The 11,685-nt window shown below is 61.1% G+C and carries 11 protein-coding genes; 4 read left to right on the top strand and 7 right to left on the bottom strand.

Annotated features, from left to right (window positions below; all coding sequences use genetic code 11):
• A partial coding sequence (locus LCF60_RS21875; RefSeq protein ID WP_292294663.1) for an efflux RND transporter permease subunit occupies window positions 1-2,165 on the top strand: 2,165 nt, incomplete at its 5' end.
• Between the two features lie 36 nt (window positions 2,166-2,201).
• Here LCF60_RS21875 and LCF60_RS21870 read toward each other — a convergent pair.
• Entirely contained in the window at window positions 2,202-2,495 is a 294-nt protein-coding gene (locus LCF60_RS21870) for a hypothetical protein (RefSeq protein ID WP_292294662.1), read from the bottom strand.
• A gap of 266 nt (window positions 2,496-2,761) precedes the next feature.
• Here LCF60_RS21870 and LCF60_RS21865 point away from each other — a divergent pair, with 266 nt between their 5' ends.
• Entirely contained in the window at window positions 2,762-3,049 is a 288-nt protein-coding gene (locus tag LCF60_RS21865; protein ID WP_292294661.1) for a putative quinol monooxygenase, read from the top strand.
• Between the two features lie 126 nt (window positions 3,050-3,175).
• On the opposite strand, the gene mmsB is transcribed toward LCF60_RS21865, so the two are convergent.
• The 5 genes from mmsB to LCF60_RS21840 all read right to left on the bottom strand — a co-directional run bounded on the left by mmsB (window position 3,176) and on the right by LCF60_RS21840 (window position 8,708).
• Window positions 3,176-4,096 (bottom strand): 3-hydroxyisobutyrate dehydrogenase, encoded by a 921-nt coding sequence (gene mmsB / locus LCF60_RS21860; RefSeq protein ID WP_292294660.1) that lies wholly within the window; start codon window positions 4,094-4,096, stop codon window positions 3,176-3,178.
• 43 nt (window positions 4,097-4,139) lie between these two features.
• Window positions 4,140-5,684 carry an aldehyde dehydrogenase family protein gene (locus LCF60_RS21855; RefSeq protein WP_292294659.1) on the bottom strand — a complete coding sequence of 515 codons (1,545 nt, stop codon included), beginning with the start codon at window positions 5,682-5,684 and terminating at the stop codon, window positions 4,140-4,142.
• Between the two features lie 115 nt (window positions 5,685-5,799).
• Window positions 5,800-7,029: a TRAP transporter substrate-binding protein gene (locus tag LCF60_RS21850; protein WP_292294658.1), complete on the bottom strand. Its 1,230-nt coding sequence runs from the start codon at window positions 7,027-7,029 to the stop codon at window positions 5,800-5,802.
• Window positions 7,030-7,068: 39 nt separating this feature from the next.
• Window positions 7,069-7,854, bottom strand: coding sequence for a glucose 1-dehydrogenase (locus tag LCF60_RS21845; RefSeq protein WP_292294657.1), 786 nt, complete (start codon window positions 7,852-7,854; stop codon window positions 7,069-7,071).
• Between the two features lie 173 nt (window positions 7,855-8,027).
• Window positions 8,028-8,708 (bottom strand): Crp/Fnr family transcriptional regulator, encoded by a 681-nt coding sequence (locus LCF60_RS21840; RefSeq protein WP_292294656.1) that lies wholly within the window; start codon window positions 8,706-8,708, stop codon window positions 8,028-8,030.
• Window positions 8,709-8,863: 155 nt separating this feature from the next.
• On the opposite strand from LCF60_RS21840, the gene LCF60_RS21835 reads away from it, so the two are divergent.
• A complete protein-coding gene (locus LCF60_RS21835; protein WP_292294655.1) occupies window positions 8,864-9,157 on the top strand; it encodes a Dabb family protein in 294 nt (97 codons plus the stop codon).
• A 449-nt stretch (window positions 9,158-9,606) separates the two neighbouring features.
• Here the strand turns inward: LCF60_RS21835 and LCF60_RS21830 are convergent, their stop codons facing one another.
• The gene (locus LCF60_RS21830; protein ID WP_292294654.1) at window positions 9,607-11,025 is read right to left on the bottom strand and encodes an IS1182 family transposase; all 1,419 of its coding nucleotides are present in this window, start codon (window positions 11,023-11,025) and stop codon (window positions 9,607-9,609) included.
• Between the two features lie 431 nt (window positions 11,026-11,456).
• Here LCF60_RS21830 and LCF60_RS21825 point away from each other — a divergent pair.
• Window positions 11,457-11,685, top strand: a 229-nt coding sequence (locus LCF60_RS21825) for a hypothetical protein (RefSeq protein ID WP_292294653.1), incomplete at its 3' end; no start/stop codon positions are given.

The following is an 11,685-nucleotide window of genomic DNA, read 5'->3' as shown; positions in this document are numbered from 1 at the left end:
ATCTTCGAAGCATAGCATTCAAAATGAAAGAAACCAGGCAAATAGAATTAAAAGATGCAGACATATTCCAGGGAGATCACCTGCTCCTTTCACAGGTGAATCTCAGGGTGGAAGCCGGAGAGTTTATCTATATCATTGGAAAAGTCGGTACCGGAAAGACGAGTCTGATAAAAACCCTCCATGCCGAACTGCCCCTGATTTTAGGATACGGTAGGGTCGTGGGATTTAACCTTTCGGGAATTAAACAAAAAGAAGTGGCATTGCTCCGCCGGAAAACCGGGGTTATTTTTCAGGATTTCAGGTTACTGCAGGACCGCCCTGTTTTTGAGAACCTCTCTTTTGTTTTGAAAGCCACGGGCTGGAAAAATGAAAAGGAGATCGCCCGCCGCATTCAGGCCGCTCAGTGTGACGACCCAACGGTTGGCCGCCTGTTTGCCGAGTTCGCTGTGGCGCTGGGCGCCACCCTGTTTTTTTCTAGCCTCGCAGCACTCACCATCGGTGCGATGATCGCATCTCGCGTGGTTCGCGCCGAGCGGACAGAGGGGAAGAGCAACTGGTTCGACCGTCAGGTGCAGGGTGCTTTCAACGCAGGCCAGCGCGGCTACGAACACCTGCTGCAGGGGACTCTTGCTCGCCCGCTAATCGCCGGGCTGGTCTCGCTAGCAGTCGCTGCGGGGATGGTCTTCCTGTTCCGGGGGTTGCCTGGGGAACTGGCGCCGACCGAGGATCAGGCCTCCTTCATCATCCCCGTCGAGGCGCCCCAGGGTGTAACCCTGCAGGAAACGATCGATGCTGTGGAGGCGATCGAGGGCATCCTGGAGCCCTACCGTGGCGAGGGACCGGACAACCCCGTAGAGCGCTCCATCGCGATTGTCGGCCCGGGCCGCGCGGGGCCGCCGCAGGTAGATCAGGCGCTGGTGATCGTGAAGCTGAAGGAGTGGAGCGAACGCGACATCAGCCAGATGCAGTTGGTCGATGAACTGACGCCGAAAATCCTGCAGCTTCGAGAAGCGCGGGCGATCCCGATCAATCCGGCAAGCCTGGTTTCGGATGGGTTCGACAAGCCGTTGCAGATTGTCGTCAGTGCCACAGACTTCGAACGCGCCGAGGCGCTGGGCAATGAGATGCTGGCAAAGGCCCGGCAGGACGAGCGGATCAACAACCCGGAAATCGATTATGAGGAGACGCAAGGCCAGATCCAGCTGGAGATAGACCGGCGCCTGGCCGCACGGGTCGGTGTCGATGTGCGCGATATTGCCGAAACGCTTCAGGTCTTCTTCGGCGGGCAGGACATAACCGAGTTCTTCCTCCAGAACGAGACGTACGAGGTAATGGTGAGGGGGGCGGACCGGTTCCGGATGGAGCCTCGAGATCTCGAGCAGCTTTATGTCCGGGGGCGGGGTGACCGGCTGGTGCCGCTGTCCGGCCTCGTGACGATGAGTGAGGCCGGCGTCAGTCCGGTGCTTGGCCGTGTGGACCGTCGGCCGTCGGCAACGATCAGCGGTGTCCCGGCCGAGGGGGTCACGCTTGGGAGCGCCGTCGCCGCCATGGAAGCCTATGCCCAAGACATTCTGACCGGTGGCGCTACGTTGAACTACAAGGGATTGACCAAGGAATTTAAGGAATCGAGCGCCGGTCTGTGGCTGGCTTTCGCGCTGGCTGTTGCTGTGGTCCTGTTGGTGCTGTCAGCGCTGTTCGACAGCTTCCTGGACCCGATCATTATCTTCCTGGCGCTGCCCTTGGCACTTGCAGGTGGTGTCGGGGCGCTATGGCTCGCCGGCATGACCTTGAACATCTACAGTCAGATCGGGCTGTTGCTGTTGGTCGGTCTTCTGGCGAAGAACGCCATCCTGGTCGTCGATTTTGCCAACCAGCGCCGGCGGGAAGGGCTGGACGTGCGAGAGGCCATCGAGGAAGCCGCACGAACCCGGTTTCGGCCCGTCCTGATGACCTCTTTTTCTACCGGCTTCGGCGCCCTGCCGTTGGCGCTGGCGACGGGGCCGGGCGCGGAAGGGCGGGCTGTTTTGGGGGTGGTCATTATCGGCGGCATCATCCTCGCGACGTTAGTGACGCTCTTGATTGTCCCGGTGCTGTACAGGCTGCTCGCCCCCTTTACACCTCCGCCGGGCGCGGTCGAGGAAAAGGTCGAAGAACAACTGGGCTAAGCGCCTGCCGCTTTGCGGTGAGGCGGCCTTGCGAGCTTATTCAGGCCAGGGCCTCAAGGCTCCGTCATCGTCGCGTTTGGCGATCACTGCGGGCTTATCAGGGATCGGTGGAAGCTCCCGCAAGTCGTCCTCGCCGGCCTCCATAACCCGATAAAGCTTCTCGTCGCCGAACCGGCTGTGTGCGTGACCGCTTTCATTGCCGACATGGCCCTCGGGCGGCGGCACGTCATCGCCGCCGTTCTGCGCGCTCTCCCAGTACTCCTTCGAGCCCATCTGGAACTCGCCGGGGTCGATCGCTTTCCACCACCGCATCATCTCGTTGGGCGTCACGTGGTTCTCGGGCGAGGTGTCGATGACGAGACACTCGTTGTCCTCGGTGTAGGCGTCTAGAGTATGATAGAACCCGTCCTTCGTCAGCAGGCGCAGCGGCCCACCGCTGATACAGCGAATCCTGCCTGCGGGTGGCGATTGAGGTTCTGAATCAGCCGCGGCGGCGCAGCACGCTTTCCCAAACTTGACCCATCGGCATGATCAAGCGACATTGACATCAGACGTCAGTCCACCTGGGGAATGTCGGCATAAACCGGAGCCGCCCCATGCCCCTCACCATCGTCGCCGACATCCGCGCCAACCCCGGCCACGAGGACGACTTCGCCGAGCTGCTCACCTCCTTCGTCGAGCCCACCCGGGCGGAACAGGGCTGCGTGCAGTACGACCTGCACCGGGACGACCTCGACCCCGGCCATTTCCTCTTCTTCGAGATCTGGAAGACCCGCGGTCTCTTGCAGGACCACATCGCCTCCCCCCATATCGCGGGCTCGGCCAAGGCGCGGGGGCGGCTGGTGGCCAGTGCCGTCGTCTCGGAGATGACGCGCATCGCCTGAGGGGCCCGACCACAGGTCCGGTGCCCCCGATCGCGCCCTCCCCGGCCCCGCAACGATCCCTGGCCTGACCTGCGGCAGATGCCCCCGGCCCGGATCGAGCGCCCGCCGCGGAAAGTGTCCATCGGTTCACTCCCCTGAATCACGGGGATAGTCCCAGGCATCGCCCCCAATCAATTTGGAGATCCCGGAATAATCAGTTTCCAGATGACCGCTGTCGCAGAAGTGGGAGAAGATGGCCAGTGCATGAGCGCCGAGGGGGGTGTTCGCTTCCGCCGACAGGGCAGCCTCCTGCGCGAGGCGCAGGTCCTTGCGCATCATTGCCGCACTGAATCCGGGACGATATCCGTCGTTGGCCGGCACGCCATCGACGATGCCCGGAAGTGGGCAATAATTGACGAGGGGCCAGCTCATGCCCGAGGCGTTGGACATTATCTCATGGGTTCTCTTTGGATCGAGCCCGAGGCGCTTGGCCATCATCATGGCTTCGGCCGCTGCGATCATGCAGATCCCGAGGCTCATGTTGTTGCAGATCTTCACGCCGATGCCGTCTCCCTGAGGCCCGGCATGGAGAACCTTCTGCCCCATGATTTCCAGAAGCGGTCGTGCGCGTTCGACGGATTTTTCAGCGCCACCCACCATGAAGTTGAGCTTGCCGACGCGGGCCGCCATGACGCCGCCGGTCACGGGCGCGTCGATCATCTCGTGGCCCGCCTCGACGGCCGCCGCCCCGACGGCGCGCGATGTCTCGACGTCGATCGTGGAACAGTCGATGAGCAGAGTGCCGGGCGCGGCGGCGTCGATCAGCGAGCCGGCGCCGAGGTAGACCGATCGGACATGGGTGCCCGCCGGGAGCATTGTGATGATCGTTTCCGACCCGTCCGCGACCTCGGCCACGGAAGCGGCAGCGGTCGCACCGAGTCCCACCACCTTCTCGACCGATGCTTCGGAGAGGTCGAACACATGAACCTCGCGTCCGGCATTCAAGAGCTGTTCGGCCATCGGCGCGCCCATGTTGCCGAGGCCGATGAAACCGATCCTGTCACTCATGGCGTCTCTCCGATCCGGTGCGATGACATCTGTAGTTCTCCGTTTAAACGAGGTTGCCCGGCGTGCCCCTGTTGATCAGCACCGTCTTCGAGGCACAGAAGTGATTGAGCATGCTGTCGAGCGCATATTCCTTGCCGAGCCCACTCATCTTGAGGCCGCCATAGGAAACGTTCGAACGCGGTGCGGCACATTGGTTCACCTGCACGAAGCCCGCCTCGATGCGGTCGACATACTCCAGGGCCCGCGACAGATCGCGGGTCCAGAGATTCGCAGAAAGCCCGTATGGCGTGTCATTGGCCTGCGATATCATCTCGTCGAAGTCGTTGAATGGCAACGCGGTGGCAACCGGACCGAAGATCTCGTCCCGGCAAACCTCGGAATCGAGACCGATCCCGTCAAGGAATGTCGGCGGATAATAGTAGCCCGTCGTCAGCTTGGGATCGACCGGTTTTTCTCCGCCGAAGATCACCCTTGCACCCGGGGTATTCTTCGCGATCTCCATGTAGTTCAATGTCCGCTCGAACTGTTCGGCAGAGATGATGGCACCCATATCCGTGGTCTCGTCGAGCGGATCGCCCACCCTGATCTCGGCAAGCTTCGCCGCAACGCCCTCGACGACGCGGTCATAGATCTTTTCGTGGATGAACACGCGCGACGCCGCGGTGCAAGCCTGCCCTTGCCGCGTGTATCGCATACCGTCAATTATTCCAGGAATGGCAAGGTCGAGGTCCGCATCGGCAAGGACGATACCAGGGTTCTTGCCTCCGAGTTCCAGCGTGACCGGGCAGAGTTTCTGCGCGGCGTATCCCGCGATCTGCTGCCCGACCGCAAGCGAACCGGTGAACGTGACCTTGCGAACGACCGGGTGCTCGACCAGCGGACGCCCGCATTCCTCCCCGTAGCCCGAAATCACGTTCAGAACGCCGGGAGGTAACTCCCGGTTCATGATCTCGGCCATCAGCAGCACACAGAAAGGCGCCTGTTCGGCGGTCTTGACCACGACCGTATTGCCTGCCGCGATGGCCGGAGCGATTTTGGCGGCGAAGAGGAACAGCGGAGCGTTCCAAGGAATGATCCCGGCGACGACCCCGATCGGGTCGCGGGTCGTGTAGTGAAGTACGTTGCGCGTGGCGGCGGGCACGGTTTCGCCCTTTAACTCGCCGGCGAGCCCCCCGAACATCCTCGTCAGGTCTATCGCGGAAGCGGTCTCCGGCCGGGCCTGAGTTCGGAGCGCATTTCCCGTGTCGAGAGACAGGACCCGTTCGACGAGGACGTGCTCGGTCTCGACGGCGTCCGCCGCCTTTTGCAGCATCCGGCCACGATCCCTCGCAGGCACTCCGCGCCACAGGATCTGCGCCCGCCGTGCCGCTTCGACGGCCAGGTCGGCATCGGCGCTGCCGCATCGGGGTGCGGTGCCGATCACGCTCAGGTCTCCCGGATGGATGACCTCGAATTGAGTATCCGCTTCCGCCTCGCGAAGAACTCCGTCGACAAGAATCCTGCCTGACAGCCGCCTTGTCTCGTTGCGCGGGTCATTGGCATCCATCGTGCGGTCGGCGTTTGACGTTTCGACGTCAATCCTGGTCATCTGGGTTGGCTCCATAAATGCGGGCGTCTTAGACGCGCGACGCAAGTCGCTGCATCTGCGTCAGGGCTCGGGAAGGAGAGCCTTAGGCCCCCCTTCCCATGACGATCGCCGGTCCTCAGCCCTTCCACCAGCGGCGTGGCTCTACGTTCTCGACCAGCGTGTCGGCCGGAAGTTCACGGGCGATCCGGTGAACTTCGGTGTAGGTGTCGATCCCTCCGGACCAGCCGTTGATCCGCTCGCGCCACTCTTCCCATGGCGCCGGAACGTGCTCCGGCGCGCACATCCTCGCGGCTTTCTCGCGCTCTTCGTCCGAGAGTGGAACGAAGCGCGTGCCATGCTCGGCGAAGATCGTCCCGGGAAGCTGCGGCACCGAATGGCCGACCGTGTTGACGAGCGCCGCCTCATGCGCGCCCTGGATCAGGGCTTGCGTGAAGTAGGCCGACTCCATGATCGCATCCTGGAGATGGCTTTCGAGGGATTCAAACACCTCGTTGTTCATTGCCGTGTGCTCGAAGCCGGAGAAGAAGCGGAGGTCGATGACCTGACTGACCACCGGAGACATGTTGGCGTAGGCGACCGCCGAAGACCAGGTCTCCGCACCGTCGATCAACCCCTGCCTCAGACCGTCGAGGGTCTCCTCCCACGCGATGGGCGTGGGATTGAGGTTGAGAAGCTGCATCGCGATCCGCCCCAGCTGCGTGCCCGTCACGCGGTTCTTGGTGCCGAACAGCTCCTCGATACTGGTGACGTCCGGACGGTCCGCCCAGCCGAGGCCCATGTTGAGGCCGCGAAGCTGACAGACCGAGAACAGGAAATGCAGATTGTGCATCTTGCGCAGCGGTTCCCGGAGGATCTGCTCGCTCGCAGGATGATAGAGGAAGTGGTACTGCGAGGCGCGCGTCGGAAACATATAGGCATAGTCGAGAACGTTGTAGTAAGGCGCTCCGCCGGCCGAGTTCTGGGTCGACGCGGCATAAATGTCGACGGCTCCCGCCTGCGTCTTCGACACGCAGTCGAGTTGCCCGCAGATCTGGTTGTCGCCGATGAATTCCACCCGGATCTCGCCGTCGGTACGCTCCTCGAGGTCCCGCACGAACTCGAGGCAACCCGCCCTCTCGATCAGGAGGTTGCGCTCGTTGAAGCCCGCAGCACCGAACCTCAGGGTGTGCTTCGGCTCGGAACTGAAGCGCTTTTCATAGGTCGAGTTCGCGGCCTCTGCGAGGCGCGGCAACGTGATCGCGCCCGTAAGCGCCGCGGCGCCCAGAAGCGTTGACGAAAGACCGTACCTGCCGGCAACCCTCAGTAGTTCCCGGCGGGATATCTTGTCGCTTACTTGGTTCTTCATTGCATATTCCTCCCTATTAAGCTCTTTCCGGATCATCTGTCAGTCAGGCCAGATCGGAATCTCCCCCGACCGCGATCTGGCGCCGAGCCATCCTCCCTCGATCTTGATCTCGGACCCATTGACGAAACTCGAGTCGTCGGATGCGAGATAGACGGCTGCACCGGCGATATCGGCCGGCTGGCCCCATCTCCCGACCAGATTCTCCCCGGCCCAGGCCTCACCGGTATCGGGCGCTTCGGCGAAGCTCTTGTTGAAAGGCGAGGCGATCATTCCAGGTGCGATGGTATTCACACGAACGTTCTTGCCGGCGAGATCCGCCGCCATGGCTCGCGTGAGGCCGAGGACCCCGCTCTTCGCAGCAACGTATCCGCAGCGGTTCGGGCGGCCCGTGAAACTCGCGATGGACCCGAGGTTGATGATGTTGCCGGAGCCCTGCGCGACCATGTGCGGAATGACTGCGCGGGAACACAGAAACGGCCCCGTGAGATTGATCGCGATCATCTTCTGCCAGTCCGAAAGTGTGTGCTCTGTCAGCCCCTTGATGATCCTGGCCCCGGCATTGTTCACCAGAATGTCGACTCGGGAATATTGCCGGAGCGCTCCGTCGATCAGGGCCTCGGCGCTTTCCTCTTCGGAGACGTCCGCGTGAAGGGCGGTTGCGTCGGCTCCGCTCCGGCGCAAGTCATCGGCCACCCTCTCGGCGTTCTCGGCGTCGATATCGGAAACGATTACGATGGCTCCCTCTGCGGCGAAGGCCTCGCAAATCGCGATTCCGATACCGCCGCTGCCCCCGGTTACTATGGCCACTCTGTCTTTCAAGCGCATGAGATCGGCCCACTCCGTGTTGTTCGGTGCCACGCCTATTTTTTGTCATTGGGCTTCTCGGAAGGGGCACTCTTCCAAGAGCCTTGACCGTCCGTCGGAGACTACCGAAGCGCAAAGAAATAAATGTCAGATTCCTGACATTGCGATCGTACGAGCGTAATGAACCATTCGCTTTAAGCGTCGGCGATCCGGCGCAGTCCTTCACGATCGATGACGACAATCCGTTTGCGAGCCGTGACGACCAGTCCCCTGGAGACGAATGTCCGAAGAATGCCGGTGACGTATTGGCGCCGCGAGATCACCAATGATGCAAGGTCCTCGTGCGTTATCGCGACCTCGGTGAAAGCACTGTCGCCAGTCCCGGCAGCCTCCGCACTGAGCTCCAGGATCACATCCGCCAGGCGCTGCTCGACGCTGTTTCCAAGGATGGCCCTGATCCGTGCATGAAGCTGCTGCTGACGTCTGAGAAGCACACGGACAAGCATGATGCCGAGTGCAGCGTCTTCCTCCAGCACTTTCAGAAATACCTCACTGGAAAAACTTGTGGTCTGGATCTTTTCGATGGCGATTCCGTTGGCGTCGCGGACGCCTCGCGACCGGAGGGCGGAAAGTCCCAGGAGGCTGCCTGGCCGATGGATCTTCAGCAGGGTATCGAACCCATGGGCGTGCGTGCTCGTGGCCTTCACCGAGCCGCTAAGCAGGACGAATATCTGGCTGGCGGGATCACCTTGTCGATAAAGGTGTTGATTGGGCGAAAAGGTCCGTTGATTTCCCAAAGCGATCAGCTTCTGCATCGATGCGCCGTCCAGATCTTTCTCAAGATCGATGCCATCAGAAGGTTCAAGATGGGTCATCCGGTCATCGCCTCTCAAAAGCGTTGATTTCCGCTCTTACCGAGCATGGTATTGTTATCTGCTTGTCGCGGCAAACCTGCGGGCCCATGGCGCCTTGGCTCTTGCTGCCACTCGGGACAACGCCCAGGCTTGCGCCCTGCAACAAGGATTTTGCCATGCTGCGCCATATCGTACTCGTATCCTTCAAACCCGAGGTTTCTATCGACCAGATCGCCGCCTGGAGCGATGCCGTGACCGACATGTGCGAAACGAGTGCCGAAGTCCTTTCGTTTTCGCTTGGCAAGAACATCGGACGTGGACCGAACCACCATGATGCCGCGCTCGTCGCCGACTTTGAGGACATCGACGCGTTTCGCCGCTACGTCGGCAGCGAAAAGCACAAGGCTTACGTCGAGGATCATGCGCGGCACGTGACCGCAAAGCTTGCCGCAATCCAGCACGAGATGTGAGGCGAGCGGCGAGTTCCGGCTATCGAAACTGGACGTCCGGCAAGCTCTTCCAAGTTCCCACGTGACGGCCGCTGAGGTCTCGGAGCGGCCTTGCGGCGGCGCAGCGATGCGGCGCATGCTGCGGATGCAGCGGACCAGTTTGTCCCGCAAGTCGGACGAAGGCGTCTACTGCGCCAACGTCTGCTCCTCAGACAAGCGGTCGCGGAGCGACCAAAGTGGACTTAACGCTTAATCGTCTGCTGTGTCCGCACAGCGGTCGAAGCTCAAGTTTGGTTCGCGGCGGCAGGCAAGAACGACCGGTTTCTTCGCCGCGTGGCAGCGCGGCTGTATGGCGGCGGCGACAGATTAAAATGCTTCAGTTGCAAAGCTTAGAGCTTGACCGGGTCCGCAAAGGGCTGATTCCGTTGAAAAAGCCGTTGGATTTCGAGCGTGGTTGCGAGCTGCGGCTTTCATTTGATGGATGCGACCGTTTCCATCCCGGCTTCTCGTCCTGCGACTGGTGTAGATGGCTTGAGCTTTGCCAGTTTCCGGAGGTTCTGGGCGGTGGCTGCGAGGGTAAATTCGTCTTGAACGCCACATGGGCCGCGTAATCGGAGTCGTCCGAGGCCGAGAATGCGTTTGAGGTGGGCGAAGAGCATCTCGACCTTCTTGCGCCGCTTCTGGGCTGTCGGGTTGAACTCTGAGGCGGTGCATTGGCGGGCGAAGTCTCGGACGATCTCATACTTCTCGCGATGGATCGCGCGGACCTCGGAGTTGGGGCAGCATTTGGTCTTCAATGAACATTCCGTGCAATCGGACTTCTGCGCCCGATACTTGCGGGCGCGCCAGCTCGGTGCGTTCCGCTTTGGATCGGAGTAGCTCCGCCAGGTGTGCCGCAGTTCCTTGCCGCCTGGGCAGAAATAGCGGTCGTTGCTGTCATCCCACGTGAAGTCGGAGCGCGAGAAGGTTCCATCTGTCCGCTCCCCCTTGTCGAAGACAGGGATGAAGGGGAGGATCTGGCGCTTCAGGGCCAGCCAGACCAGATTGTCAGACGACCCGTAGGCCGTGTCTGCGGCGATCCAATCGGGCTTCACACCGAAGCGCTCTTCGGTGCGATCGAGCATCTTTCGCATGGCACCGACTTCTGCCGTCTTGTTCGACCGGCTGGCATCGACGTCCACGATGATCCCATGGTCCGTGTCGATCAGGTAGTTGTCGGAATAGGCAAAGAACGCTGGCCCTTTGCGCGCGGCCGTCCACTGGCTGGCGGGGTCCGCATGCGCAGTGAACTTGGGTTTGGCCGTCGTTGCCGCTCCAAAGGCCTCGTCGTCCAGTGTCTCGAGATACTCGCGCACAGCGCGTGGCGCATCAGCGGGATCAATCTCACGGGCCGCCCAGTCTTCCGGATTGCTCGAGTTCTGCTTCTGCACATCGGCAACGATCACGCTGGCATCGACAGCGAAGCCCTGGCCGCCAACCAGACCCTCTTGCATGCATCGCGCAACCGTCGTCTCGAACACATGACGCAAGAGGTCACTATCGCGGAAACGCCCGTGCCGGTTCTTCGAGAAGGTCGAATGGTCCGGGATGCGATCGGTCAGATCAAGACGGCAGAACCAGCGATATGCCAGGTTCAGATGAACCTCTTCGCAGAGCCGCCGCTCGGACCGGATGCCGAAGCAATACCCCACCAACAGCATGCGGATCAGCAACTCGGGATCGACGGAGGGGCGGCCCGTATGGCTGTAGAAATCCGCAAGATGGGCTCGAATGCTGCTCAGGTCGACAAACCGGTCGATGGATCGAAGCAGGTGGTCTTGCGGGACGTGATCCTCCAGCGAGAACTCGTAGAACAGTGCCGCCTGCGCTTCCTGCCTCGGCCCCATCATCGCTCAACCTCCCGACCGTTGGAAGAATTGAATCAACGACTTGGTCATCGATCAAGCCGGAGTTTCTCAACGGAATCGGCGGATTGTGTTGAAAAAGTCGGTGTCCCGCCTGAAAGGGTCGGATTGTCAGAACATCTTCCCGCGAAGGCGCCCCATCAAAACCACGTTTGCTGAGCGGCAATCTGAGAGAACAAAGTTCCGGATTTTTGACGCGAATCTCGAGCAGGACAGTTTTTCAACACAATCGGCGGAAACTGGTCATTCGCTGCGTGTGCGAAATAACAAGCTGGTAAGTTGCAAAGCGGTCGTTCGCGTCAGTGCGTTCAAATGTCCGCCCCGCGGGACAAGGTGGCCATTTAGCTGCGCTCGGCAACGTCCAAAGTGCAAAGGTCCAAACCGAAAGCGCTACCCGGTTGGTGAAGCATCTCTCAGTGGAACTGCTGCAGCTCCTGCCGCAAGGCAGCGAGAAAAAATTCGCGTTCGGCTTGACCGTCCGCTGGATGACGGGTTCCCTTCGGAAGGGTATCCTTAACGTGACTTATCGGAACATGGCGAAGCGGTTCGAGGTAATGCGGGCGGTGGTGCATCCCTGGCACCACGATCATTTCGGCCACATGAACGTGCGCCACTACGCGACCTTCTTCGACGACGCGACCTACC

The sequence above is a fragment of the Marivita sp. genome (assembly GCF_020055635.1).
Classification (GTDB): Bacteria; Pseudomonadota; Alphaproteobacteria; order Rhodobacterales; family Rhodobacteraceae; genus Marivita.
The sequence above is the reverse complement of the archived record's forward strand: the minus strand, read 5'-3'. Positions and strand labels throughout refer to the sequence as shown.